At 73.5% G+C, this 25,801-nt stretch carries 24 protein-coding genes; 14 read left to right on the top strand and 10 right to left on the bottom strand.

Going from position 1 to position 25,801, the window contains the following annotated elements:
- Window positions 1–11 precede the first annotated feature (11 nt).
- A complete protein-coding gene (gene dgt / locus ACULK2_RS02355; RefSeq protein WP_445970210.1) occupies window positions 12–1,520 on the top strand; it encodes a dGTP triphosphohydrolase in 1,509 nt (502 codons plus the stop codon).
- A gap of 115 nt (window positions 1,521–1,635) precedes the next feature.
- On the opposite strand, the gene ACULK2_RS02350 is transcribed toward dgt, so the two are convergent.
- Window positions 1,636–2,550: a LysR family transcriptional regulator ArgP gene (locus ACULK2_RS02350; protein WP_445969997.1), complete on the bottom strand. Its 915-nt coding sequence runs from the start codon at window positions 2,548–2,550 to the stop codon at window positions 1,636–1,638.
- 70 nt (window positions 2,551–2,620) lie between these two features.
- Here ACULK2_RS02350 and ACULK2_RS02345 point away from each other — a divergent pair, with 70 nt between their 5' ends.
- The 9 genes from ACULK2_RS02345 to ACULK2_RS02305 all read left to right on the top strand — a co-directional run bounded on the left by ACULK2_RS02345 (window position 2,621) and on the right by ACULK2_RS02305 (window position 12,294).
- On the top strand, window positions 2,621–3,352 hold the full coding sequence (locus ACULK2_RS02345) for a LysE/ArgO family amino acid transporter (protein WP_445969998.1): 732 nt from the start codon (window positions 2,621–2,623) through the stop codon (window positions 3,350–3,352).
- A gap of 427 nt (window positions 3,353–3,779) precedes the next feature.
- Window positions 3,780–4,784 carry an isopenicillin N synthase family dioxygenase gene (locus tag ACULK2_RS02340; protein ID WP_445969999.1) on the top strand — a complete coding sequence of 335 codons (1,005 nt, stop codon included), beginning with the start codon at window positions 3,780–3,782 and terminating at the stop codon, window positions 4,782–4,784.
- Window positions 4,785–4,960: 176 nt separating this feature from the next.
- A complete protein-coding gene (locus ACULK2_RS02335; protein ID WP_445970000.1) occupies window positions 4,961–5,809 on the top strand; it encodes a YciI family protein in 849 nt (282 codons plus the stop codon).
- Window positions 5,810–5,937: 128 nt separating this feature from the next.
- A complete protein-coding gene (locus tag ACULK2_RS02330) occupies window positions 5,938–7,170 on the top strand; it encodes an RNA polymerase sigma factor (RefSeq protein WP_445970001.1) in 1,233 nt (410 codons plus the stop codon).
- A gap of 190 nt (window positions 7,171–7,360) precedes the next feature.
- Window positions 7,361–8,281, top strand: coding sequence for an ABC transporter ATP-binding protein (locus ACULK2_RS02325; RefSeq protein WP_445970002.1), 921 nt, complete (start codon window positions 7,361–7,363; stop codon window positions 8,279–8,281).
- Window positions 8,278–9,165 carry an ABC transporter permease gene (locus tag ACULK2_RS02320; RefSeq protein ID WP_445970003.1) on the top strand — a complete coding sequence of 296 codons (888 nt, stop codon included), beginning with the start codon at window positions 8,278–8,280 and terminating at the stop codon, window positions 9,163–9,165. Before ACULK2_RS02325 ends, ACULK2_RS02320 begins: the two co-directional genes overlap by 4 nt.
- Window positions 9,166–9,200: 35 nt before the next feature.
- The gene (locus tag ACULK2_RS02315; protein WP_445970004.1) at window positions 9,201–10,481 is read left to right on the top strand and encodes a sensor histidine kinase; all 1,281 of its coding nucleotides are present in this window, start codon (window positions 9,201–9,203) and stop codon (window positions 10,479–10,481) included.
- The gene (locus ACULK2_RS02310; protein WP_445970005.1) at window positions 10,478–11,128 is read left to right on the top strand and encodes a response regulator; all 651 of its coding nucleotides are present in this window, start codon (window positions 10,478–10,480) and stop codon (window positions 11,126–11,128) included. Before ACULK2_RS02315 ends, ACULK2_RS02310 begins: the two co-directional genes overlap by 4 nt.
- Before the next feature lie 44 nt (window positions 11,129–11,172).
- Entirely contained in the window at window positions 11,173–12,294 is a 1,122-nt protein-coding gene (locus ACULK2_RS02305; protein WP_445970006.1) for a diacylglycerol/lipid kinase family protein, read from the top strand.
- On the opposite strand, the gene ACULK2_RS02300 is transcribed toward ACULK2_RS02305, so the two are convergent.
- From ACULK2_RS02300 to ACULK2_RS02280, 5 genes are all read right to left on the bottom strand, one after another.
- Window positions 12,291–13,556: a UDP-N-acetylmuramate dehydrogenase gene (locus tag ACULK2_RS02300; protein ID WP_445970007.1), complete on the bottom strand. Its 1,266-nt coding sequence runs from the start codon at window positions 13,554–13,556 to the stop codon at window positions 12,291–12,293. The two genes, ACULK2_RS02305 and ACULK2_RS02300, sit on opposite strands and share 4 nt — an antisense overlap.
- A gap of 2 nt (window positions 13,557–13,558) precedes the next feature.
- Window positions 13,559–14,002: a MaoC family dehydratase gene (locus ACULK2_RS02295; RefSeq protein ID WP_445970008.1), complete on the bottom strand. Its 444-nt coding sequence runs from the start codon at window positions 14,000–14,002 to the stop codon at window positions 13,559–13,561.
- The gene (locus ACULK2_RS02290; RefSeq protein WP_445970009.1) at window positions 14,002–14,448 is read right to left on the bottom strand and encodes an FAS1-like dehydratase domain-containing protein; all 447 of its coding nucleotides are present in this window, start codon (window positions 14,446–14,448) and stop codon (window positions 14,002–14,004) included. Before ACULK2_RS02290 ends, ACULK2_RS02295 begins: the two co-directional genes overlap by 1 nt.
- Window positions 14,449–14,494: 46 nt before the next feature.
- Window positions 14,495–15,064 (bottom strand): DUF937 domain-containing protein, encoded by a 570-nt coding sequence (locus ACULK2_RS02285; protein ID WP_445970010.1) that lies wholly within the window; start codon window positions 15,062–15,064, stop codon window positions 14,495–14,497.
- A gap of 85 nt (window positions 15,065–15,149) precedes the next feature.
- Complete coding sequence (locus ACULK2_RS02280) at window positions 15,150–15,767, bottom strand: TetR/AcrR family transcriptional regulator (RefSeq protein WP_445970011.1); 618 nt, start codon at window positions 15,765–15,767, stop codon at window positions 15,150–15,152.
- A 184-nt stretch (window positions 15,768–15,951) separates the two neighbouring features.
- On the opposite strand from ACULK2_RS02280, the gene ACULK2_RS02275 reads away from it, so the two are divergent.
- The 4 genes from ACULK2_RS02275 to ACULK2_RS02260 all read left to right on the top strand — a co-directional run bounded on the left by ACULK2_RS02275 (window position 15,952) and on the right by ACULK2_RS02260 (window position 20,278).
- On the top strand, window positions 15,952–17,229 hold the full coding sequence (locus tag ACULK2_RS02275; protein WP_445970012.1) for an MFS transporter: 1,278 nt from the start codon (window positions 15,952–15,954) through the stop codon (window positions 17,227–17,229).
- Window positions 17,226–18,920 (top strand): amidohydrolase, encoded by a 1,695-nt coding sequence (locus tag ACULK2_RS02270; protein WP_445970013.1) that lies wholly within the window; start codon window positions 17,226–17,228, stop codon window positions 18,918–18,920. Before ACULK2_RS02275 ends, ACULK2_RS02270 begins: the two co-directional genes overlap by 4 nt.
- 202 nt (window positions 18,921–19,122) lie before the next feature.
- Entirely contained in the window at window positions 19,123–19,623 is a 501-nt protein-coding gene (locus ACULK2_RS02265) for a metalloregulator ArsR/SmtB family transcription factor (protein ID WP_501044949.1), read from the top strand.
- A 1-nt stretch (window position 19,624) separates the two neighbouring features.
- Complete coding sequence (locus ACULK2_RS02260; RefSeq protein ID WP_445970015.1) at window positions 19,625–20,278, top strand: SRPBCC family protein; 654 nt, start codon at window positions 19,625–19,627, stop codon at window positions 20,276–20,278.
- A gap of 104 nt (window positions 20,279–20,382) precedes the next feature.
- On the opposite strand, the gene ACULK2_RS02255 is transcribed toward ACULK2_RS02260, so the two are convergent.
- The 4 genes from ACULK2_RS02255 to ACULK2_RS02240 form a co-directional block, all read right to left on the bottom strand.
- Complete coding sequence (locus ACULK2_RS02255) at window positions 20,383–21,939, bottom strand: APC family permease (RefSeq protein ID WP_445970016.1); 1,557 nt, start codon at window positions 21,937–21,939, stop codon at window positions 20,383–20,385.
- Window positions 21,936–22,823: a universal stress protein gene (locus ACULK2_RS02250; RefSeq protein ID WP_445970017.1), complete on the bottom strand. Its 888-nt coding sequence runs from the start codon at window positions 22,821–22,823 to the stop codon at window positions 21,936–21,938. Before ACULK2_RS02250 ends, ACULK2_RS02255 begins: the two co-directional genes overlap by 4 nt.
- A complete protein-coding gene (locus ACULK2_RS02245; protein WP_445970018.1) occupies window positions 22,820–24,187 on the bottom strand; it encodes a flavin monoamine oxidase family protein in 1,368 nt (455 codons plus the stop codon). The genes ACULK2_RS02250 and ACULK2_RS02245 overlap by 4 nt, the downstream gene beginning before the upstream one ends.
- 135 nt (window positions 24,188–24,322) lie before the next feature.
- On the bottom strand, window positions 24,323–25,789 hold the full coding sequence (locus tag ACULK2_RS02240; RefSeq protein WP_445970019.1) for an NAD-dependent succinate-semialdehyde dehydrogenase: 1,467 nt from the start codon (window positions 25,787–25,789) through the stop codon (window positions 24,323–24,325).
- Window positions 25,790–25,801 lie beyond the last annotated feature (12 nt).

The following is a 25,801-nucleotide window of genomic DNA, read 5'->3' as shown; positions in this document are numbered from 1 at the left end:
GATCGCTCGCGATGGATCGCGCCGCGCGCCATACGCCCGAGCCCCGGAGCAGTGCGGACGTCGTCGGCGAGCACTCGCAGTTCCGCCTCGACCTCGAGCGCGTGCGCTTCTCGCCGTACTTCTCGCGCCTGTCGGCCGTCACCCAGGTCATCGGCCAGCCCGGCGCGGGCCCGCTGATCCACAACCGGCTCACCCACTCGATCAAGGTCACCGCGGTCGCGCGTGCCATCGCCGTGAAGCTGACGGATGCCGCGGCGCCGACGCGCGGGTTCGCACTCGCGCACGGCTGCGACGCGGTCGTCGTGCAGGCCGCGGCGAGCGCGCACGACCTGGGCCACCCGCCGTTCGGGCACCTCGGCGAGCGCGTGCTCGACCGCCTCGCCCGTGACACGCTGGGCCTCCCCGACGGGTTCGAGGGCAACGCGCAGACCTACCGGATCATCGCGACGCTCGACGTCAGCCAGGTCGCGCAGCGCGGGCTCAACCTCACGGCGGCGGTGCGGAGCGCGGTGGCGAAGTACCCGTGGACCCGCCACGTGGATGTCTCCGCCCTCGGCGACGGACCCCTGCCGCGAGGCATGCGTCGCACCGATCGCGGAGTCGAGGTCCTGAAGTTCTCGGCCTACGGGATCGACGCGGCCGACCTGTTCGCGGCGCGGAACGGCCATCCGCTCCGGCAGTCGCTCGAGTGCTCGATCATGGACCTCGCCGACGACATCGCGTACTCGATCCACGACGTCGACGACTTCCACCGGGCGGGGCTGCTCGGCCAGGGCGCCGTGGCGCGCGAGTTCCGCGGCTGGATCGAGTCGAGCCTGCAGCTGCGCGACCTCGACGACGAGGAGCTCGCGCGGCGCAGCGCGCCGCCGGGCAGCGCGCTCGAGGCCCTGCGCCGGAAACTGCACGCGAGCGACCCGTGGATCGCGGGCGACGAGGCCTTCCGCGCGGCGGTCGGCGTGGTCGCCGACGACCTCGTCGACGGACTCCTCGCGAGCCCGTTCGACGGCTCCATCGCGGCGGAGCGGGCGCTGTCGTCGTTCACGAACCGATGGATCGACCACCTCCAGTCGTCGGTCGTGCCGACGCCAGAGGGCGTCGTGCGGGCCGGTCTCGTGACGCTCGACCAGCGCGCGTGGCACGAGGTCGAGATCCTGAAGTTCGTGCACCGGCACTTCATCCTCGACCGGTCCGACATCGTGATGTACCAGCGCGGCCTCAGCCGGGTCATCACGCGGGCGGTGAAGGGCCTCACGGCGTGGCTGCGCGACGAGGACGACCGCGATCGCGTGCCGCTCCGGCTGCGCGAGCTCGTCGAGATCGCGACCGACGGGTACGACGCGCTGCGGAGTGCGCGACCCGAGGGCGTTCCGGTTCCGGACGCGTCGGAGGTGCGGGCGCTCGGCGTCGGCCGGGGTGTGGTCGACTACGTCGCGTCGCTCTCCGACGACCAGGCGCTCGCGGTGTCCGAGGCGATCGACGGTCGCCCCGACCGACTGTGGGACATCGGCCAGAACCTCTGATCGCCGGTCGAGCAGGACCCCTGGATGGGCTTCGCGTCGTCCTCGATCACCGACGCGCTCGCGTCCGGATCGGTCGCCGGGCGAGTGACCGGCTGATCCGGTTGCGGTGACCGGATCAGCCGGTCACCGGGCGGGCGGACGGCTCGAGCGCGCGCCGCGCGTCGCGGATCAGGCCATCGGCGATCGCGTCGAGCAGCGGCGAGCCGAGGTTCCACTGCTGCCAGTGCAGCGGCACGTCGACGGGCGGCCCGCCGAGCGCGACGAGCCGGCCGTCGGCGAGTTCGGCGTCGGACTGGAAGCCCGGCAGGAGCCCCCAGCCGAGCCCGAGCTTGATGGCGGTCGCGAAGTCGTTCGACGCGGGCACGAAGTGCCGCGGCGGGTCCGCGACATCCGCCCCGACGAGTCGGAGGTACTCGCCCTGCAGGTCGTCGCGCCGATCGAAGTCGACGCGGGGCGCAGCGGCCAGCGCGGCGGCATCCGCCCCGCCGGGGCACCACCGAGCGACCCACGCGGGCGTCGCGACGGCCGTGTACCGCATGACCCCGAGCGGGCGGACGAGGCATCCCGCGACCGGCGTCGCCTGCGAGGTGACCGCACCCATGACCGCGCCGGACTCGAGCAGGCCCGCCGTGAAGTCCTGGTCGTCGCGGTGCAGGTCGAACACGACGGCGTGCGCCTCGGCGATGCGTGCGAGCGCGGGAAGGAACCAGGTCGCGAGCGAGTCGGCGTTCACCGCGAGCGGCACGGTGGCGGGGCGGGCGGATGCCGCGTCGTCGCCGCCGAAGGCCGCGAGCGCGTCGTGCTCGAGCAGCGCGAGCTGGCGTGCGAGGCGCACGACGGCGGCGCCCGCCTCCGTCGCGCGCACGGGCTTCGACCGCACGACGAGGACGCGGCCGAGTCGCTGCTCGAGCTGCTTGACGCGTTGTGAGACCGCGGACGGCGTGACGCGCAGCTCGGCGGCGGCGGCGTCGAACGTGCCGCCGTCGATCACGGCGGCGAGCGTGCGCGCGAGGTCGAGCGGGATCTGCATGAAGCAATGCTAATGCGGCTGAAGAATCCTGAGCTGGATTTCAGTTCGATGGACGCCTAACGTCGTCGCCGTGGAACTCTCCGTGCTCGCCGCCGGCTTCGGCCTCGGCCTCTCCCTCATCGTCGCGATCGGCGCCCAGAACGTGTTCGTGCTGCGCCAGGGCATCCGCCGCGAGCACGTCCTCGTGGTCGCCGCGATCTGCACCGTCTCCGATGCGCTGCTCATCGCGGCCGGCGTCGGCGGCATGGGCGCGATGCTGCAGGCGATGCCGTGGTTGGTGGGCGTGGCCCGCTGGGCGGGGGCGGCGTTCCTCGTCGGCTACGCGGTGCTCGCCGCGCGTCGTGCGCTGCGCGGCGGCGACGAGGGGCTCGTCGTGGAGGATGCCACGCCGGCCACCGCCGACGACGCGGCGCGCGCGGCGACCGCGAGCGGGTCGGGCGCCGCGAGCGGGTCGCACGTCGCGACCGGCGCCGGCGGCGCCGTGACGACGGCCGCCTCCCGAGCCCCTCGGACGGCGCTGCTCCCCGCCGTGCTGACCGTGCTCGCGCTCACGTGGCTGAACCCGCACGTGTACCTCGACACGGTCGTGCTGCTCGGCTCGGTCGGCGCGACCTACGGCGACGCCCGCTGGACGTTCGCGCTCGGCGCCGCGGCCGCGAGCGTCGTGTGGTTCTTCGGCCTGGCGTACGGCGCGCGCCTCCTCGGCGGCGTGCTCGCGAGCCCGCGCGCGTGGCGCGTGCTCGACGGGATCATCGCGGCCGTCATGCTCGCGATCGCGGTCTCGCTGGTCCTGCCCGCCTGACGGTCCTCGCGGAGCGCCGCCCGCCCCGACCGCAGCGAGTTCGCAGGACAACGCGGACGATGGGTGCCCACGGAGGGAGCATCGCCCCGCTCATCCTGCGAACGCCGCGCGACCCGGCCCGAACGGGGGATTGCGGCGCAGGGCCCGACCCGTGCTAGCGTGTCGGCCATCGTGAGCACCCACACCTGTCGCTGCTGTCGCCGCTAGGCGATCGTCCTCCCCGACGATCCCAGGGCGCGATTCCTCACGCGCCGCCGACCGCAGCCCAGCTCACGCCGCATCCGACGCGTCCGCGTCCACCCAGCGGCATCCGTCTCGAAGTCCCGCCCGCGGGACCACCCGAACCGGATGCCACGGGGTCGACGTCCCAGGATGCCGGGGCCGCATCGTCGGCGCACCATCCGGCACCCTCGAAAGGACCACGCACATGTCCGGCATCCCCGTCCTCGACCTCTCCCTCCTCAACGGCACGCCCGAGCAGCAGGCGGCGTTCCGCGACGACCTCCGTCGTGCGACGCACGAGGTCGGCTTCTTCTCGCTCGTCGGCCACGGCGTGCCGGCCGAGCTCATCGACCGCGCGTACGAGGTCGCCCGCGCGTTCTTCGCGCTGCCCGAGTCGCACAAGCTCGCGATCGAGAACGTCAAGAGCCCGCACTTCCGCGGCTACACGCGCATGGGCGGCGAGCGCACGCTCGGCCGCGTCGACATCCGCGAGCAGATCGACATCGGCGCCGAGCGCCCGGCGGTGCCGGTCGGCCCGGACACCCCCGACTACCAGGTCCTGCAGGGACCGAACCTCTGGCCCGAGGCGCTGCCCGAGCTGCGCGAGGTCGCCGAGGAGTGGATCGCCCGGCTCGACGAGGTCGGCACGCGCCTCCTCCGCGCCTGGGCCGAGGCGCTCGGCGCGCCATCCGACACCTTCGACGCCGCGTTCGCGACTCCGTCGCCGTACGTGAAGATCGTCCGCTACCCCGGCGTCGAGGCCGAGCAGCCCGCGCAGGGCGTCGGGGCGCACAAGGACCTCGGCGTGCTCACCCTGCTCTCGGTCGAGGAGGGCAAGGCCGGCCTGCAGGTCGAGAAGGACGGCGAGTGGATCGACGTCACCCCGCCGGCGGGCTCGTTCGTGGTGAACATCGGCGAGCTCCTCGAGATCGCGACCGACGGGTACCTGAAGGCGACGCTGCACCGCGTGGTGTCGCCCGAGCCGGGCACCGAGCGCATCTCGATCCCGTACTTCCACGGGCCGGCGCTCGACGCGACAATCCCGACCATCGCGCTCCCGCCGGAGCTCGCCGCCGAGGCGCCCGGCGTCACCCGGGACCCGGCGAACCCGCTGCACGCGGTCTTCGGCGAGAACTGGCTGAAGAGCCGCCTGCGCGCGCACCCGAACGTGGTCGAGGCGCAGCACCCTCGACTGCTCGTCGGCGCCTGAGCGAGCGAGCGGTCGGGGCATCCGCTCGCGTCGCTCGCGTCGCTCGCCTCGCTCGCCTCGCTCGCGTCGCTCGCCGAGCGCGAGGGTCATCCTCGGAACATGCGCACAGCGGTGTCGAAAACGGGTTCCGCCGTTCGTCGTACGTGCGTAGCGTGACCGAGAGAAGGGATTCCGTCATGGAGTACGCACTGTTCTACGCCGAGGGCGCCGACGCGCTCCCCTACGAGCCCGCCGACGACAACGTCGGCGAGTGGGTGGACGAGGTCGAGGCGCGCGGCGTCTCCGAGTACGGCGAGCGGCTGCGACCCGAGCAGGATGCCACGACCGTGCGGGTGCGCGGCGGCGAGGTGCTCGTGGTCGACGGGCCGTTCACCGAGTCGAAGGAGTCGATCGGCGGGTTCGACGTGATCGACGCGCGCGACCTCGACGAGGCGATCGAGATCGCGTCGAAGCACCCGGTGGCCTCGTTCGGCCGGGTCGAGATCCGGCCGTTCGTGCGCTGGCCCGACGCCGACCCCGACGCGCGGATCGTGCCGGAGGGCTTCGCCGGCGAGCCGGCGCGCGGCCGACGGTACCTCATGCTCGTGGTCGTGGAGCCCGGCGGCGAGCGCGCGCGAGCCGGCACGGCGGACGGCGGCGAGGCCGCCGACGACGACCCCGAGGCGTGGGTGCGCGAGATGGACGGCCGCGGCGTCCGGCGCTTCGGAGAGGTGCTGCGACCCCCGGCGGATGCCACGTTCGTGCGCCGTCGTCACGGCGAGGTGCTCGTCACCGACGGCGGGTTCGCCGAGGCGAAGGAGTGGGTCGCGGGATTCGACCTCATCGAGGTGCAGAGCGGCCTGCCCGAGGCGATCGAGGTGGCGTCCAAGCACCCGATGGCGCGCGGCGGGGCGATCGAGCTCCGACCGCTCTGGCCGTTCGACGTGCACGAGGACCACGTCGAACGGACCGAACGCGAGGCGGCCGGTCGCGGGCTCCGGCTCGAGCCCGGTGCGGCCGAGGCGCTCGCGGAGGTCGTGCGCTGACCGATCACGACGACGCCGCGGGCGATCCGAACGCGGCCGGCGACACGGGTGCGAGCGAGTCGCCCACCCTCGCACCCGCGGTCGCGGCCGCACTGGGCGCCGCCCACCGCGATGAGTGGGCCCGTCTCGTGGCGACGTTGATCCGGGTGACGGGCGACTGGGACGTCGCGGAGGAGGCGGCGGCCGCCGCGTTCGAGCGCGCGGCAGTCACCTGGCCGCGCGACGGCGTCCCCCGGAACCCCGGCGCATGGCTCACGACCGCGGCGCGGAACCTCGCCCTCGACCGGCTGCGCCGCCGGGGCGTCGAGTCCGACAAGGTGAGGGAGTGGATCGCGATGGAGGAGCTCTCGGGGCGCGCCGGCGGCCCACGGGATCCGGCGGATGTCGCGGCGGACGCGATGGACGGCGAGCCCGACTGGGACGACCGGCTGCGCCTCGTCTTCACGTGCGCGCACCCGGCGCTGCCGATGGAATCGCGCGTCGCGCTCACGCTCCGCACGGTCGGCGGGCTCGACACCGGGGAGATCGCACGCGCGTTCCACGTGCCCGAACCGACCATGGGGCAGCGCATCTCGCGGGCCAAGCGCAAGATCCGGCACGCCGGCATCCCGTACCGCGTGCCGTCCGCCGACCTGCTTCCCGAGCGCCTCGACGGCGTGCTCGCGGTGCTCTACCTCATCGCGAACGAGGGCTACCTCGCCTCGCACGGCGACGTGCTGCAGCGCCTCGACCTGGCGGAGGAGGCGATCCGGCTGGCGCGGCTCGTGAACGCGCTGATGCCCGAGTCCGACGAGGCGCGGGCGCTCCTCGCGATGCTGCTGCTCCAGCACGCGCGGTCGGCCGCGCGCTCGGACGCCGCCGGGGACCTCGTGCCGCTGCCCGAGCAGGACCGGGCGGCGTGGGACGCCGCGGAGATCGCCGAGGGGCTGGAACTGCTCGCCGCGCCCCCCGCGCGCACCCCGCACCGACCGGAACCGCCCGGCGCCTACCGCCTGCAGGCCGAGGTCCAGGCCGTGCACGCCCGGGCGCGGACGGCCGACGACACCGACTGGCCCGCGATCGCCGACCGCTACGACGCGCTCGCCATGCTCGTCGACTCGCCCTTCGTCGCGCTCAACCGCGCCATCGCGCGGGGCATGGCGTTCGGCCCGCAGGCGGGCCTCGACGACCTCGCGCTCATCGAGGCATCCGGACGTCTCGAGGGCTACCACCTGCTTCCCGCGGCGCAGGCCGACCTGCTGCGCCGGCTGGGCGAGGCGGATGCCGCGGCCTCCCGCTACCGCGAGGCGCTCACGCTCGCGCGCACCGCGCCCGAGCGCCGTTTCCTCGAACGCCGGCTCGCAGAACTCGCCTCCTCCTGACGCCACCCCGAATCGATCTGCGGACATACGATCCGGCAACCCGGCGGTCGGGCCGGAAGACCGGCGCGGCGGATCGGACATCCGCAGTGCGTGCGCGGCGCGGCGACGGCGGCATCCACCGATCGGTGGAGGCGGAAATCGACCGCTCCACGGCTGGCGGTCGCGTGCCGGCGGGAGGATCCTCGGTGGCATGGACCAGACGACCGCCCGCACGACCGCCCCCGACGCACCCGCGGTGCGCATCCGCGGGCTCCGCAAGCAGTACGGACAGGTGACCGCCGTCGACGGCATCGACCTCGACATCGCCCGGGGCGAGACCTTCGCCCTCCTGGGCCCGAACGGCGCCGGCAAGTCGACCGCCATCGAGATCCTCGAGGGCTACCGGCTCCGCACCGCCGGCGAGATCAGCGTGCTCGGCGTCGACCCCGCGCACGGCGGGCTCGACTGGAAGTCCCGGCTCGGCATCGTGCTGCAGTCGGGCACCGAGAGCGGGGTCATGACCGTGCGCGAGCAGCTCGCCCACTTCGCCGGCTTCTACCCGGAGCCGCGCGATGTCGACGAGGTGATCGCCTCGGTCGGGCTCGAGCACAAGGCCCGCACGCGCATCGCGAAGCTCTCCGGCGGCCAGCGCCGGCGGGTCGACGTCGCGCTCGGCATCATCGGGCGCCCGGAGCTGCTGTTTCTCGACGAGCCGACGACGGGCTTCGACCCCGAGGCCCGGCGCGGGTTCTGGGACCTGATCCGTTCGCTGAAGCGCGAGGGCACGACCATCCTGCTCACCACGCACTACCTCGACGAGGCCGCACAGCTCGGCGACCGGGCCGGCATCATCGTCGGCGGCCGGCTCGTCGACGTCGGTCGCGTGCATGAACTCGGCGGCGCCGAGGCGCGCGTGCCGATCGTCCGCTGGACCGACCCGGACGGCACCCCGCGCGAGGTGCGGACCGAGCGACCCGCCGAGCTCGTGGCATCCGTCGCCCGCGACCTCGCTGCCGAGCCCGCCGACCTCGAGGTGATCCGCCCGAGCCTCGAGGACATCTACCTGGACTTCGTCCGCGCCGCCGGCGCCGACGACGCCGTGACCCACGAGACCGAGGAGGCCCGCGCATGAGCGCCGTCACGACCACGAGCGGGACCGCCGCGGGCTCCGGCCGAACCGGCTCCGGCCGCGGCGCCGGCCGCCGACCCGGGCGCGTCGCGCTGGGCGTCTCGCGCATCGGCTACGAGGTGAAGAGCTACTTCCGCTCGCCGGACGCCGTCTTCTTCACGTTCCTGTTCCCATTCATCATGCTCGGCATCTTCACCGCCGCGTTCAGCTCGGCGGGCGACATCCAGCCCGCCCCCGGCATGGAGGGCATCTCGGTCGGCGCGTACTACCTGCCGGGGCTGCTCGCCGCGGGCATGCTGCTCTCGGGCGTGCAGAACCTCGCGATCGACATCGCGATCGAGAAGGGCGACGGCACCCTGAAGCGCCTCGGCGGGACACCGCTCTCGCCGGTGTCGTACTTCCTCGGCAAGATCGGGCAGGTCTTCGTGACCGGCGTGCTCCAGGCCGCGCTGCTGCTCGTGGCCGCGGCGACGCTCTTCGGCATCGCGCTGCCGACCGAACCCGAGAAGTGGGCGACCTTCGCGTGGGTGTTCGTGCTCGGCGTCGGCACCTCGGCGCTGCTCGGCATCGCGCTCTCGTCCGTTCCGCGCTCGGGCAAGTCGGCGGCGGCGGTCGTCATCCCGATCCTGCTCGTCCTGCAGTTCATCTCGGGCGTCTACCTGCAGTTCTACCAACTGCCCGAGTGGATGCAGAACGTCGCGAGCCTGTTCCCGCTGAAGTGGATGGCGCAGGGCATGCGGGCCGTGTTCCTGCCTGAGGACTTCGCGGTGCTCGAGCAGAACGGCGAGTGGGACCTCGGCTGGGTCGCGGTCGCGCTGCTCGCGTGGCTCGTGATCGGGCTGGTCCTCAGCCGCCTCACGTTCCGCTGGATCCGGCGCGACGCCTGACCGCCGACGCGTGAGCGCTGTGGGAGCCTGAGCCCGTGCAGAACGTGAAGTGGTGGGATGCCGCGGCGGCGACGATCGCGATCGTCATCGTCGCGCTCTCCCTGCTCGACCCGCCGTACGGGGCCGACGATGCCGCGACCTGGGCGTTCGCGGGCGTGTTCCTCCTCCTGCACCTCGCCTGGGGGCGCAGATGCGTCCCGGTCGCCACGCCCCGCACGCACCTCGCGATCTCGATCACCTACGCGGCGCTCCTCGCGTTCGGCACGGCGGTCGAGCCGTCGTTCGCGATCCTGCAGGCGTTCTTCTACCCGTTCGTGTGGGCCACATCGCCCTCGACGCGCAGCGCGATCGTGGCGAACATCGTCCTGGCCGTCGGGATCGTCGTCGGCTACGCCGTGCGGTCCTGGCCCGCCGGCCTCGCGACGGGCGCCGCGGTCGCCGCGCTCTCGGCCGGCTTCAGCGTCGCACTCGGCCTCTGGATCACCCGCATCGCCGAGTACGGCGAGGAACGCGCGAGGCTCCTCGACGACCTCCAGGCCGCGCAGGGGCAGCTCGCCGCCATGCACCGCGACGCGGGCATCGCCGACGAGCGGGCGCGGCTCGCCCGCGAGATCCACGACACGATCGCGCAGAGCCTGACCGGCCTCGTGATGGTGGCCCAGCGCACCGAGCGGCGACTCGCGGGCGTCGGCGGCGCGGACGCGGCATCCGCTCGCAGCGACGTCGAACTCATGGAGCAGATGGCTCGCGAGGCGCTCACGGAAGCACGCGGGCTCGTCGCGTCGCTCGCCCCGGTCGACTCGGACGCGGGGCTCGCCGAGGCACTGCGGCGGCTCGCGACCGGGTTCGAGCGCGAGACCGGCGTGCGGGTGTCGGTGACGACGGATGCCGCGGGGCTCGGCCGCGAACTCGAGGTCGTGCTGCTCAGGTGCACGCAGGAGGGGCTCGCGAACGTGCGCAAGCACGCGCGGGCGTCGGCGGCGTGGATCACGGTGAGCGCGGAGGGCGACGGGAGCGACGCCGATGCCGGCGACGCGGCCGCCCTCGCGCGCCGCGAGATCGTGCTCGAGGTTCGCGACGACGGCGTCGGGCCCGCCGTCGATGCGACGGGCGACGGCATCGCAGGGGACGCCGGATTCGGCCTGGCGGGCATGCGCGACCGGGTCGCGCTGGTCGGCGGGCGGCTCGAGTTCGGCCCGGGCGAGGCCGGCGGCACGGTGCTGCGGATCATCGTGCCGCGGGCGGGCGTCGCTGCGGAGGACGCGGCCGAGGCGGGCCCCGGCGATCGCGGGATCACGACGGGAGGCGCATCATGAGCGAACCGATCCGGGTCGTCGTCGCGGACGACCACCCCATCGTGCGGTCCGGCATCGTCGGGCTCCTCGAGTCCGAGCCGGGCATCGAGGTCGTCGGCGAAGCCGTCGACGGCGCCGAGGCGGTCGCGCTCGCCGAAGAGCTGCAGCCCGACCTGGTCCTGATGGATCTCCGGATGCCCGTGCTCGACGGCGCGGCCGCGACCGAGCGCATCCTGGCGTCCAACGGCGCGGCCGGCACCCGCGTGCTCGTGCTCACGACCTATGAGACCGACGACCACATCCTCGCCGCCATCGAGGCCGGCGCGAGCGGCTACCTGCTGAAGGCCGCGCCCCAGGAGGAGATCCTCGCCGGCATCCGCTCGGTCGCCGCCGGCGAGACCGTCCTCGCGCCGTCGATCGCGGCGAAGCTCGTCGCGCGCGTCCGTTCGGCGGCCGGCCCCGCCGCGACGGCCCGCCCGGCGCTCTCGCCGCGCGAACTCGAGGTGCTCCGGCTCGTCGCCGACGGCCGCTCCAACCCCGAGATCGGCGGGATGCTGCACATCGGCGAGGCGACCGTGAAGACGCACCTCATCCACGTGTTCGAGAAGCTCGAGGTCGGCGACCGCACACGCGCCGTGACCCGGGCGATGGAGCTCGGGCTGCTCTGAGCGTCGCGCGACGACGGGCCGCCGGCGCCCCGTACGCTGGGCCGATGGGATCCGATCGAGCGATACCGCGTGCCGGGCGCGCTGCCCGCGCATGCCGGATCCCGCGCGCACCGGCACCGCCGGCACCCGGCTCCGACCGCGCCCTTCCCGCCGCGCCCGACGGCGACGGCGTGTTCGTGGCCGTCAACCGCTCGTCGGGCACGAGCGTCGTGCGTTCCGACCCCGCCGCCGTGCTGCGCGAGCGACTCCCGCGCGCCGAGCTGCACCTGCTCGAGCCGGGCGAGGATCCGGCGGCCGTCGTCGCCGACGCACTCGCCCGACCCGAACCTCCGCGCATCGTCGGCATCTGCGGCGGCGACGGATCGGTCGCCGCGGTCGCGCACGTCGCCCGGGCTGCCGGCGTGCCGCTCCTCGTCGTTCCCGGCGGCACGTTCAACCACTTCGCGCGCACGGCGGGCGTGGCATCCGTCGACGACGCGGTCGACGCCCTGCAGGCGGGCCAGGGGGTGCGGGCGGATGTCGCCGAGCTCGCCTTCGGCGAGGCCGCTCCGATCACCGTCGTGAACGCTGCGTCGGTCGGCGTCTATCCCGATGTCATCGCCCTGCGCGAACGGGTGCGGCCGAAGCTCGGCAAATGGCTCGCAGGCGTCTTCGCCGCGGAGCGCGTGCTGCGCCGATCCGACCCGGTCGCCGTCGTCGTCGGCGGCCGTCGTGCTGAGGTGTGGGCCCTCTTCGTCGGCGTCGGCCGCAACGATCGCGGCATCCACGCTCCCCTCCAGCGGCGCGAGCTCGACGACGGCGTGCTCGACGTGCGCGTGCTGCACCGCGGCTCTCGGACGGGCGCGATCGCGGCGCTCGCGTTCGGCCAGCGGGCGGCGGCGGTGCTGCGCCGGCTCCGGCTCGTGCCCGAGCGCGTCGAGGCGTTCACCACCACCCAGCTCACCGTCGACGTGCGTCCGCGGAACGGGCGGCCCCCGGGCGTCGTGCACGACGGCGAGATCGCGCTCGAGGCGCCGGCCGCGGCATCCGCCGACCTGTCGGCCCCGGGATTCCGCATGCGCATCCGCGTCGTTCCCGCCGCGCTGGACGTCTACCGACCGGCGGCGCGTCCGCCGGTCGCGGCCGGCGCCGCTGAACCGGCGCCGGCGGGGTCGCCGAGCTCCTAGAGCTCGACGCCGACGAGCACCGGCTCCGGGTGCAGGACGATCCCGAACTCGGCCTGCACGCGGCCCTGCACGAAGCGGGCGAGCTGGGCGAGTTCCTCGGCGCTGGCTCCGCCCCGGTTGGTCAGGGCGAGCGTGTGCTTCGACGAGATCGCCGCGCGCGAGCCCGGCAGGGCGAACCCGCGACGGATGCCGCTGTGCTCGATGAGCCACGCGGCCGACAGCTTGACGAGCGGCTCTGACGGCTCGGCGTGCGCGCGCGTCTCGGCCGCCTCGACCTCGGCCTGGTGGGCGAGGAACGCGTCGAGCGGCGACGCCGCCTCGAGTTCGGCGAGCGGCACGACCTCGTCGGGCTCGTCGGGCTCGAGGTACCAGCGCGGCGCATCGCCCGGCAGCGTGCGCGCGACGTGTTCGGAGACGATCGGGTTCGTGAAGAACGAGCCGGCGCTCACGGAGTCGGGGTCGTCGGGATCGAGCACCATGCCCTTGCCCGAGCGCAGCGCGAGCACCGCTTCCCGCACGTCGGCGATCGGCACGCGGTCGCCGAGCTGCACGCCGAGCGCGCCCGCGAGCTGCGCGTACGCCACGGGCGTGCCGAGCGCCTGGCCGAGCACCTCGCGCTCGGCGGTCGTGTCGTGCAGCGCGACCTCGATCGAGACGACGACGCCCTCGAGCCCCTGCTTGAGCACCGAGGTGCGGTAGCCGAGCTGCAGCTCGTCGGCCGAGATGCGGCGCGGCCGGTCGGCGCCCTCGTCGAGGAACTCGATCGCGACGAGCACGTCGGAGAGCTCCTGGCCGTAGGCGCCGATGTTCTGCACCGGAGCCGCGCCGACCGAACCCGGGATGCCGCTGAGCGCCTCGAGCCCCGAGAACCCGCGCTCGACGGCGAACGCCACCAGCTCGTCCCAGACCTCGCCGGCCTGGACCCGCAGGCGCACGCCGCCGGGGACCTCGCCGGGAAGCACCTCGATGCCCCTGGTGGCGATCCGGATCACGGTGCCCGCGAAGCCGTCGTCGCCGACGAGCAGGTTCGACCCGCCGCCGACGACCATCCAGCGCTCGCCCGACGCGTCGGCCTCGCGCACGAGGTCGACGAGCTCGTGCTGCAGCCTCGCCGTCACGAGCCGGTCGATGGGTCCGCCGACGCGCAGGGTCGTGAGCTCGGAGAACAGGACGCCGCGCTGCTCCCCCGCAGGCGCGGTCGCGTCGACCGCGCGACCGGCCGCGGTGCGGTCTGGGCCGTCGGTGCTGCCGGGCTCGCTCATGTTCAGGCGAGCACCACCCGCACCTGCGCCTTGCCGAGGACGGTCGCACCGTCGAAGCTCACGGTGAGGTCGACGCGCGCGGCGCGCGCCTCGGCGTCGAGCTGGCCGACCTTGGCGGTGACCGAGACATCCGCCCCCGCCTCGGGATCGACGACGACCGGACGCGTGAAGCGCACCTGGTAGTCGGCGACGCGCCCCGGGTCGCCCGCCCAGTCGACGACGGGCTGCACGGCGAGGCCCATCGTGAGCATGCCGTGCGCGAGCACGCCGGGCAGTCCCACCGACGCGGCGACGTCGTCGCGGTAGTGGATCGGGTTGAAGTCGCCCGATGCGCCCGCATAGCGCACGAGCGAGTCGCGAGTCAGGTGGACGGTGCGCTCGGCGACGACGTCGCCGACGGCGAGGGCGTCGAAGTCGGGGGCGGCGGGAGCAGCGGTGTCGGGCATCAGTCGTCTCCTCGCACGACGAGTGTGGAGATCGCGGTGACGACGTGGGCCCCGTCGGCGCCGGTGATCACGGACTCGGCGGTGACCATCGAGTGCGCGCCGAGCGTCTTCACGCTCGAGACCGTGAGCGTCGCGGTGAGCTCGTCGCCCGCGACGATGGCGCGTGACGACGTGAATCGCTGGTCGCCGTGCACGACACGCGTGAAGTCGATGCCCGCGTCGGGCTCGGCGAGCAGCTGCGCGAGCGTGTGCTCCTGCACGACGACCGCGAACGTCGGCGGCGCGACGACGTCGGCGTGCCCCGCGGCGCGCGCGGCCTCGACGTCGTGGTTGATCGGGTTGGTCGCGAACACGGCGCGCGCGAACTCGCGCACCTTCTCGCGGCCGACGAGGTACGGCGCGGTCGGCGCGAACTCGCGCCCCTGCAGCTCGGGGTTCACTGGCACCGTGACAGTCTACGCAGCGCGCTCGCCGTCGCGCCGCGAGGGCGCGTCAGCGCTTGCCGCCGCCGAGGAGCCCGCCCAGCAGGTCGCCGAGGCCGCCGAGGCCGCCGGAGGAGCCGGCCGAGGATCCACCGCCGGCGCCGCCGAGGAGCCCGCCGAGCAGGTCGCCGATGCCTCCGCCGCCGCCCGTCGACGTGTCGGTCGACGACCCCTGCTGCCGCTTCGTGAACTGCGACGCGAGGAAGCTCAGCACGATCGGCGCGAGGATCGGCAGCAGCTTCTGGATGAGCCCGGGCTCGGCCTTCCCCTCGCCCGAGCCGAGCTGCTGCACGACCTGGTCGGTGTTCGCGCCGAAGACGTTGTGCACGATCCGCTCGCCGTCGCCCTCGTCGACCTCGTCGAGGTTCACGCCGCCCTCGAACAGCTGGGGCGGATGGTGCTGCACGGCGCGTTCGAGCGAGGCCGCGCCCGCGGCATCCTGCGCATTCGCCCCCATTCCGCCGAGCAGCGCCGGAAGCGCCTGGTCGACCGCAGCCCGCGCGGTGGGCTCGTCGACGCCGAGCCGCGCGGCGAGATCGGCGATCGGGATGTTGGCGATGATGTCGTCGTACGAGGCCACGGCCCGTCCTTCCCCCTGTCGCCCTCCCCGGGCGTCCACGCCCACGCTATCCACCACCGACCGCGCGCGGAACCCCGCTCCGCCCTCAGCCCGACTCGCGCAACCGCGCCAGGCGCAGGCGCAGCGAGTCGAGCAGCAGCTCGAGCCCCTCCTCGAACGCGCGATCGGAACGGGCGGGGCCGCGCTCGGCGCCGGCGAGCAGCCGTCCGAGCGTCTCGGTCGGCCCCTGCGGCTGCCAGATGTCGTCGGGCGACGCGAGGTCGAGGCCGAACCCGAGCGCGAACGAGTCGAGGATGGCGACGACCGTGAGCACCTCGTCCTCGGGGAAGCCCGCGTCGAGGAGCGCCGTGGCGAGGTTGTCGTAGCTCGCGATGACGAGGGGATCGGTGATCGTCTTGCCGACGATGAGCGGGATGGCGTTGGGGTGCTCGGCGTACATGCGCCGCTGGGCGCGGAGCGTCGCGGCGACGATCTCGTCCCACGCGCCGCCGGGCAGGTCGGGCAGGTGCTGCGCCGCGATGCGGCCGCGGATGAGCTCGATGATCTCGTCGCGTCCGCGCACGTGGTTGTACAGCGACGAGGGCGTGACGCCCAGCGCACGGGCGAGCGCGTTGACGCCGAACGGCCGGCCCGAGTCGACGAGTTCCAGCGCGGCGTCGGCGATGCGTTCGGCGGACAGCAGCGGCACCCTCGGCCTCGGCATGCGCACCTCCTCGTCGCGGCCCAGCCTAGGGCGGGCCCCGAACGGATTCCGAATCCCCTCTTCCCAGCGGGCGGGTGGACGTGAATAATAAACGAACACCATTCGTTAGAGCGGATGCCACACCCGGCGCGCCGCGTCCACTCCCCTCGCACGACGACGTGCACCTCCCCGACAGGAGACTCCCGTGACCGACCACACTCCCACCTCGCGCGTGCCGCTCCGCCTGCCGGGCGCTGTCGCGACCTTCGGCATCGGCATCGCCGGCTACCTCGGCGTGAACCTCTCGCCGTACATGATCGCCGCGCTGCAGACCGCGCTCGACAGCGACGTCCTCACCGCGAGCTGGATCGTCACCGCGACGCTCCTCGCCACCGCGATCACCGGCCTCGTCGTCGCCCGGCTCTGCGCCGGCCCGCGGCGGCTCGCCGTCGCTCGCATCGGGCTCGCGGTCGCGGCCGCCGGCTTCGGCATCGCGGCATTCGTCCCTGCGCCCTCGGCGGTCGTCGTCGGCCTCGTCGCGGGCGGCATCGGGGCCGGCGGCGCCGTCGCGTCCTCGGGCGCCGCCCTGGCGGCCTTCATCGACCCCGATCGCGTCGCGGGCGTCAACGGCCTGGCGAACCGCGCGGTGATCACCGTGATCCTCGCGGTCGTGCCGATGATCGGACTCGCGCCGGCGAGCGTCTTCGGCGTGCTCGCCGTGTTCGCGCTCGCGATGCTGGCGACGACGGCGTGGCTGCCGGCGGCGCCGATCCTCGCGCCGGCCACGAGCGGCGCGCGGGGTGCGGGGCGAGCGCACGCGGCATCCGTCACCGCGGTCTCGCCCGCCTCGCGACGCGTGACGATCGCGGGACTCGCCCTGCTCGTCTGCTTCGCCCTCTGGGCCGTCAGCGAGGACTCGCTCTGGGCGATGGCCGGCGTGATGGGCGCCGAGCAGGCCGCGCTCACGCCCGAAGGGCTCGGCATCGCGTTGAGCGGTGCGACCGCGGGCGGCATCCTCGGTGCGCTGCTCATCACGGTCGTCGGCGACCGCTTCGGTCGCGCGCTGCCGCTCGCGATCCTGCTCGGCGCCGGCGGGGTGCTGAAGATCGTCGAATCGAGCGTGACCGATCCGTCCGCGTTCATCGTCGTGTTCATCGCGTGGAACACCGTCTACGCCATCGCGTTCCTCTACTTCGTCTCGACGGCCGCGGCGCTCGACGCCGACGGTCGCTGGTCGGGCCCGCTGCTCGCCGTCTACCTCGTCGGCTCGGCGCTCACGCCGGTCATCGGCGCGGCGCTCGTCGAAGCGCTCGGGTTCGCCGGCTTCGGCATCGTGCTCGGCATCGCGAGCTTCGCGCTCATCACGCCGGTGGCCCTGGTCGCGAGGTTCTCGCGCGAGGTCCAGGCCGCCGAGCGGGCGACGGATGGCGCGGCCCCACGCGCGGCTGACGAGGACGTCGACGCCGAGGGCGTGCACGCATGAGCCGCCGCGCCGTCTACGTGAACGCCCGGGTGTTCACGGCGAGCGAGCCCGAATGGGCGGAGGCGATCGCCGTCGACGGCGGGACGATCCTGGCCGTCGGGTCCGAGGCCGAGGCGCGGGCCGTACTGGCCGCCGCCGACGCGCTGCCCGACCGCGCGACCGACGCCGACGTCGTCGACCTCGACGGCCGCCTCGTGCTCCCCGGCGTCATCGACGCGCACACGCACCTCGTGATGATGGGAGAGGCGCTCGGGCGGGTCGGCCTCACCGACGCCCGGACGCTCGGCGAGATCACGGCCCGGCTCGTCGCGGCACGCGCCGCGGCACCCGACGTGCCCCGTGTGCTCGGCGGCGGCTGGCTGTTCGACTCCGTGCCGGGCGGCGCGCCGACGGCCGCGATGCTCGACGCCGCGCTGCCCGACGTGCCCGTCTACCTCGACGCGAACGACTATCACTCGTGCTGGGTGAACTCGGCGGCGCTCGCCGAGCTCGGCATCACGCGCGACACCCCCGACCCGCTCGGCGGGCGCATCGGACGCGACGCCGGCGGCGAGCCCGACGGCATGCTCTACGAGACGGCCGCGCAGCAGTACGCCTGGGAGCACCTGGCCGAGCAGACGACCGACGCCGACCGCGACGCCGCCGTCGAGCGGACGATCGCCGCGTACCTCGCGGCGGGGGTCACCGGTGTGGTCGACATGGCGTTCGACGAGCTCGGGCTCGCCGCGTTCCGACGCGCCGCGGAGCGGCGGGGCGGCGCGCTGCCGATCCGGGTCGTGGCGCACTGGTTCGTCGCGAACACGGGCGACGCGACAGCGAACCTCGCGCAGGTCGCTCGCGCGGTCGACCTCGCGCGGGAGGCCTCCTCGCCGTGGCTGCGGGTCGCCGGGATCAAGCTCGTGCTCGACGGCGTGATCGACGCATGCACGGCCGCGATGCGGCATCCGTACGCCGACGGGTCGAACGCCGAGCCGATCTGGCCGCTCGACGCCCTCGAACCGGTGGTCGCCGCAGCGGACGCCGCCGGCCTCCAGATCGCGATGCACGCGATCGGCGACGCCGCGAGCGGCATCGCGCTCGACGCGCTCGAGCACGCGCACGCCGTGAACGGCGAGCGCGACCGGCGGCACCGGATCGAGCACCTCGAGTACGTCGACCGGGCGGATGTCGCGCGGCTCGCGCGCCTCGGCGTCGTCGCGTCGATGCAGCCCGTGCACGCCGACCCGGCGATCTGGGCCAACTGGGCCGCGATGCTCGGCGACGAGCGCGCCGACCGCGGCTTCCCGTGGACCGAGATCACCGACGCCGGCGCCGTGCTCGCGTTCTCGACGGATGCGCCGACGGCCCCGCACGAGGCGCTGCCGAACCTGTACGTCGCCGCGACGCGGCGCTCGGCGCTCGACGCCTCGTTCCCGGCGAACCATCCGGAGGTCGCGGTGCCGCTCGCCGACGCCGTGCGCCACGCGACGCGCGACGCCGCCTTCTCGTGCCGCGAGGAGGCTGTGCGGGGGCGGATCGGACCGGGGCTCGCCGCCGACTTCGCCGTCGTCGACCGGGACCCGTTCGCGCTCGGCGACGACGCGCTGCTCGAGGCCCGCGTCATCCGCACGGTCGTCGCCGGCCGGACGGTCTACGAGGCGTCGGATGCCGAGTCGCGACCCGAGGAGGACGCCGGCCGAGCCGTCGCGTGAGGCGGGCGGCGGGCGCGCCGTCCGCCGCGAGACTGAGTCACCTCGTGGCATCCGCGCCGCGCCCGCCGCCCCCGCCGCGGCGGCCCCCCGCCGCCGCGGCAGTTCGCAGGAGAATCCGTTCAACGAGCCCCCCACGGGATCTCTCGGGCGGATTCTCCTGCGAATTGCTTCATGCTTGACTTATATAAGTCACGGGTGAATGATGGAACGCGTGCACGCGCTCGACATCCTCGGAGACCCGGTCCGCCGCCGGATCCTCGAGCTGCTCGCCGACGGCGAGCTGGCCGCCGGCGACGTCGGGCGCATCGTGCAGGCCGAGTTCGGCATCAGCCAGCCCGGCGTCTCGCAGCACCTGCGCGTGCTGCGAGAGTCCGGATTCGCGACCGTGCGCGCCGAGGGCACCAAGCGCCTGTACGCGCTCGATCCCGAGCCGCTCGCCGAGGCCGCGCGATGGTTCACGCCGTTCGAGCGGTTCTGGGCCCCGCGGCTCGACGCGCTCGGCACCGAGCTCGCGCGCGGGCGCCGGCAACGCCGGCTCGCGGCATCCGCGGAACCGGCTGCGCCCTCGCCGCCGGGCCCGCCGGATCCACCCGGCCCGCCGAGCCGGCCCGACCCGCCGGCCCCGCACCATCCGTCGAAGACACCGCGCCCGAGTCGTCCCGACCGGACGACCACGACGCACCCACCCGAGCAGGAGCAGTGACATGGACATCAGAGCACAGATCGACGCCGTCGACCGCGGCGTCGCCACCGAGGAGCGCGACGGCGAGCTCATGCGCGTGCAGACCCTCGCCCAGACCTACCCGTCGCCGATCGACGACGTATGGGACGCACTCACGACGGCCGAGCGCATCCCGCGCTGGTTCCTGCCCGTGAGCGGCGACCTGCGCCTCGGCGGCCGGTACCAGTTGGAGGGCAACGCGGGCGGCAGCATCACCTCATGCGACGCGCCGAACTCGTTCACCGCGACCTGGGAGTACGGCGGCGGCACGACCTGGATCACCGTCCGGCTCACCGAGGTCGACGCCGACCGGACCCGGTTCGAGCTCGAGCACGTCGCCCGCGCGGCGGACGTCACCGACGAGATGTGGGACCGGATGGGCCCCTCCCCCACGGGCATCGGGTGGGACGGTGCGCTGCTCGGCCTCGGACTGCACTTCACGACGCGCGAGATCCGGCCCGAGAACTCCGAAGAGTGGTCGCAGACCGAGGAGGGCCTGGCATTCATGCGCCTGAGCGCCGACCGGTGGGCCGAGGCGGATGTCGCGGCCGGCGCCGATCCCGCCACGGCGCGGGCCGCGGCCGACCTCGTGTACGGCATGTACACCGGTGCGACCCCCGCGCCGATGGGCGAGTAGTCCGGCGCCGAACGAGCGGACCGCCCCGCCGGGTGTCGCCGGCGGGGCGGTCCGCGTTCACGCGAGGGGCCGGCACGGTGGGCTGACACCGGCCCCGCACGGGCTCAGTCGGCCGAGGCCCGGGAGAGCACTTCGCCGCGGAAGAAGGCGGGGCGCTTGATCGCCTGCCAGATCATGATCACGACGCCCGTGAGCAGCACGACCATGCCGAGGATGAACACGAGCCCCACTCCGAACAGCGACGAGCCCGAGCCGTACTCCGGGTCCATGCTGTCGACCAGCGTCGTGACGAAGAGCACCGACAGGATGACGCCGCCCACGAGCGGGAACAGCAGCGTGAAGAAGAACTCGCGCACCGAACGGAACCAGGTCTTCCGGAAGAACCACACCGCGGCGAACGCCGTGATGCCGTAGTAGAAGCAGATCATCATGCCGAGTGCGGTGATGGTGTCCCACAGCACGTTCTCGCTCACGAACCGCATGACCGCGTAGAAGGCGGATGCCACGACGGCCGACACGATCGTCGCGTACCCGGGCGTGAAGAACCGAGGGCTCACCTGCGCGAACTTCTTCGGCAGCGCGCCGTAGTGCCCCATGGCGAGGAGCGTGCGCGCGGGAGACACGAACGTGGACTGCAGGCTCGACGCGGAGCTCGTGAGCACCGCGAGCGACACGAGGATCGCCAGCGGGCCGAGCACGGGGCCGGCGAGCGCGAAGAACACGTTGTCCTGGATGTCGGGGTTGCCGAGGCCGAACTCGCCGTCGCCGACGCCCGCGAACGAGATCAGCGAGACGGCGATGAGCAGGTACAGCGTGACGATGATGAGCACCGACAGGGTCGCCGCCCGCCCCGGGGTCTTCTCCGACCCCTTCGTCTCCTCGTTCATCGTCAGGGTCACGTCCCAGCCCCAGAAGATGAAGATCGACAGCGACAGGCCCGCCGCGAGCGCACTGAAGTCGCTCACCGCGAACGGGTTGAACCAGCTGAGCTCGATGGGCGTCGCGTCGAACGCGTTGCCGTTGGCGACCTCGACGAGCGCGGCGATCGAGAAGATGAGCAGCACGATCACCTGGAACCCGACGAGCCAGTACTGCAGCTTCTGCGTCGTCTGCATGTCGCGGTACGAGATCGTCGTCGCGCCGAGCATGAACAGGAGGCACACGACCACGTTCACGAACGGGTTCGCGGCGATGTCCGCGATCTCGGGGTTGCCGACGATCTGCGAGATCGCGAGGAACAGGAAGTCGACCGCGATGCCGGCGAGGTTCGACAGCACCAGGATGGTGGCGGCGACCAGGCCCCAGCCGGCCATCCAGCCGATCCACGGGCCGAACGCGCGCGTCGCCCACGTGAACGAGGTCCCGGAGTCGGGCATGCGGCGGTTGAGCTCCCGGTAGCCGAAGGCGACGAGGAGCATCGGGATGAACCCGAGCAGGATGATCGCCGGGACCTGCGTGCCGACCTCGGACACGGTCGGGCCGAGCGCGGCCGTGAGGGTGTAGGCGGGCGCGATGCACGAGATGCCGATGACGATCGCACCGATGAGGCCGACCGAGCCGGCCGAGAGGCCCTTGCGGGTGATGCCGCCCTCGGGCGCGTCGATCGCGCGGGTCGCCTCGGTGAGCGGCGCCGCGGGAGTGGACTGGGGTTCATGCGTCATTGCGATGTCTTTCCGTGGGTGGTGCGCGGCACGACGATCATCGGTGCCGGGAGCTCGCGCAGCACCTTCGCCGCGGTCGAGCCGAGGAACAGGCGCCGGGGCGCCGCGAGGCGGCTCGAGCCCACGAGCACCAGCTCGCCGTCGTGCCAGTCGAGGGCCTGCACGGCGTCCTCGATCGTCGCTCCGCGCGCGATCTCGACGGTCGCGTCGATGCCCTCGGGGAGCTTGCGGTGCGCCTCCTGCAGCACCTGCTCGGCGTGGGTCGAGCTGGTGAGCTCGGCCAGGTGGGTGTCGAGGCCCGCGGGCAGGTCGATCGGCACGAGGGAGAGCAGCCGCAGGGGCGCGCGCGTCGCGCGGGCGAGCGCCGTGGCCGCCTCGAGCTGCTCCTCGGCGCCGGGACGGGTGCCGACGCCGGCGGTGATGCGCGTGACGCCCTGCGACGCCGGGATGTCGCGCGCGCCGGCCGGCGCGAGCGCCACCGGCACGTCGGAGGAGTGCAGCAGTTCGTTCGCGACGGAGCCGACCCGTGCGTGCGCCCGACGGCCGCCTCCGGCGGCGCCGACGACGATGAGGTTGGCGCCGAACTCGTGGGCGGCCTCGATGAGACCCTCGGCGAACGACTCGGCGTACCGGATGTGCAGCTTCGACGCGACATCCGCCCCCAGGTGGGTCGACGCCTCGGTCAGCCACTCGCGCGACTGCTCGCGCAGGTAGCGGAGGTAGCCCTGGTCGACGGGCACGCGCGCGTTGTGCGCCTCGGACGGCAGCACCATGACGACCTCGAGCACGCCCTCGGCCGCCGTCGCGATGCGGTTCGCCAGGGCGAGCGCATCGGCGCCCGACTCGTTCGCGGTGTACCCGACGACGATGGTCACGTCGCTCATGCGAGCTCCTCCAGGATCTGCGACGCGACGAGCCGGCCCATGCGAATCGCGCCGTCGACGTGCTGGTAGCCCTTGCCGGCCATGTCGGAGCACGCGAAGCGGATCGGCCCGACGGGCGTGCGCAGGTCGGCGCCGTAGCGCGCCAGGCCGCCCATGTCGAAGCTCGCGGCGTACGCGCCGCGCGTCCACTCCTCGCTGCCCCAGTCGGACTCGTAGTAGACGACCGGGTGCAGGGCCTCCTCGCCGTAGTAGTGCGAGAGGGACTCGAGGATGCGCTCGCGGCGCTCCTCGGCGCTCAGGCGGAAGACCTCGTCGGCGGCCTCGTCCGAGACGAAGCCGACGAGCGTGCCGCGGCTGTCGCCGTGGTTGGTGTTGTCGTACGCCTCGTGCGAGAGCTCGTACGGGCTGAACGCGGTTCCCGACAGTCCCTGCTCGCGCCAGAACGGCGTCTCGTACACGGCGTGCACCTTGATGACGAAGCCCATCGAGATGTGCTGGTGCATCTGGTGCTGCAGCCGCGGCAGCGGCGGCTCGTAGGAGATGCGGTCGTAGAGGATCGGCGCGAGCGCCAGCACGACCTGCTTCGCGTGCACCTCGAGCCCGTCGGTCACCACCGTGACGCCGGCCTCGGGCGCCTCGGGGTTCCAGCGGATGGTGCGGACGGCCTGCCCCAGCTTCACGGCGTCGCCGAGGCGCTCGGCCAGGCGCAGCGGCACCTGCTGGAGGCCGCCGACGACGCGCTTGTCGAGGATGAAGTCGGCGTCGACGAGGTTCGAGAACGAGCCCGCGGATGCCGCCATCAGCAGCGCCTGCAGCGCCGAGAACGCGTGGGTCGGCTTGGTGAGCATCGCACCGGCGATGAACATGCCGATGTTGAGCTTCGCCTCCTCGTCGTCGGTCTGCGTGCCGAGCCACTCGGCGAACGAGATCTCGTCGAGCTCCTTCGCGCGCGGGTGCGCCCACGGCTCCTCGGGGTCGATCTCGGCGACGAGCTGGTCGAGCTTGTCGATGAGGCCGACGATCTCGCCCTCGGTGCGCGCGGGCACGGGGAAGATCTCGCCCTCGAAGAGTCGGCGCTCGCCGTCCTCGGCGATGTAGACGTTGCGGCCCTCGCGGTAGCGCTCGTACGTCTCGAGGCCGAGCTCGTCGAGCGTCTCGATGAGCGCGTCCTGGTCGGGCGAGACCCACTGGCCGCCGATCTCGAGCATGGCGCCGTCGACGTCGCCGGTCCAGAGCCGGCCGCCGACGCGGTCGCGCGCTTCGAGCACGACGACGTCGCGCCCGGCCCTCACGAGCTCGGTCGCGGCCGTGAGGCCCGATGCGCCTGCGCCGACGATGACGACGTCGGTCTCGATGCGTTGCATGGTGGGAGTGCTTTCTGTGCGTGGTGCCGGCGCTCCTGAGCGGAGCGAAGAGTGGGGGCCGGATGCCGCGGGGCGCGACGCGTGCGGCGCGAGCCGCGGCATCCGATCGACCCGGTCGAACCGGGCCGGTCCCGGTCAGGCCGGGATCAGGGTGTACTTCGTGTCGAGGAACTCGTGGATGCCCTCGAAGCCGCCCTCGCGGCCGATGCCCGACTGCTTGACGCCGCCGAAGGGCGCCGCCGCGTTCGACACGAGGCCCGTGTTCAGGCCCATCATGCCGGTGTCGAGGCGGTCGATCATGCGGTGGCCGCGGGCGAGGTCCTGCGTGAACACGTAGGAGATGAGGCCGTACTCGGTCGCGTTCGCGAGGCGAACCGCCTCGTCCTCGTCGGCGAACGTGGTGATGCCGAGCACCGGTCCGAAGATCTCCTCGCGGAGCAGGCGCGCGTCGGCCGACACGTCGCCGAGCACGGTCGGCGCGTAGAACGAGCCGGCGCCGTCGATCGCCGAACCACCGGCGAGGACCTTCGCGCCCTTCGAGACGGCGTCGGTGACGAGCTCGTGCGTCGACGCGACGGCGTCGTCGTCGATGAGCGGGCCGATGTGCACGCCGTCCTCGGTGCCGCGGCCGACGTTCATGCCCGAGACGCGCTCGGTCACGCGGCGCGCGAACTCGGCCGCGACCGACTCGTGCACGATGAAGCGGTTCGCCGCGGTGCAGGCCTGGCCGATGTTGCGGAACTTCGCGACCATCGCGCCCTCGACCGCCTTGTCCAGGTCGGCGTCCTCGAAGACGACGAACGGGGCGTTGCCGCCGAGCTCCATCGACGTGCGGAGGATGCCCTGCGCCGACTGCTCGATGAGCTTGCGGCCCACCTCGGTCGAACCGGTGAACGAGAGCTTGCGCAGGCGGGGGTCGGCGATGATCGGCGCTGAGACCTTCGACGAGCTCGTGGTGGTGACGACGTTCACGACGCCCTTCGGCAGGCCGACCTCCTCGAGCAGCTGCACGAACGCGACGGTCGTCAGCGGCGTGAGCGCGGCGGGCTTCACGACCACGGTGCACCCCGCGGCGAGCGCCGGCGCGATCTTGCGGGTCGCCATCGCGAGCGGGAAGTTCCACGGCGTGATGAAGTACGACGGGCCGACGGGGCGCTGCGCGACGACGATGCGGCCGGTGCCCTCGGGGTTCCAGCCGTAGCGGCCGGTGATGCGCACGGCCTCCTCGCTGAACCAGCGGAGGAACTCGCCGCCGTACTTGACCTCGCCGCGGGCCTCGGCGAGCGGCTTGCCCATCTCGAGCGTCATGAGCAGGGCGAAGTCCTCCGCCCGCTCCATGAGCGTGTCGAATGCGCGGCGGAGGATCTCGCCGCGTTCGCGCGGCGCCGTCGCGGCCCACGCGTCCTGCGCGGCGACGGCCGCGTCGAGGGCGCGGATGCCGTCGGCGGCCGACGCGTCGGCGATGGTCTTGATCACGTCGCCCGTGGCGGGGTCGCGGACCTCGAAGGTCTTCCCGCCCTCGGCGGCGACCCACTCGCCGCCGATGAAGAGGCCGTCGGCGACCTGGTCGAGGAGTGCGGATTCCTGCGTTGCGGTGGTCATGCTCGGGATGTC

The organism is Agromyces molybdatiresistens (genome assembly GCF_052748445.2).
The sequence above is the reverse complement of the archived record's forward strand: the minus strand, read 5'-3'. Positions and strand labels throughout refer to the sequence as shown.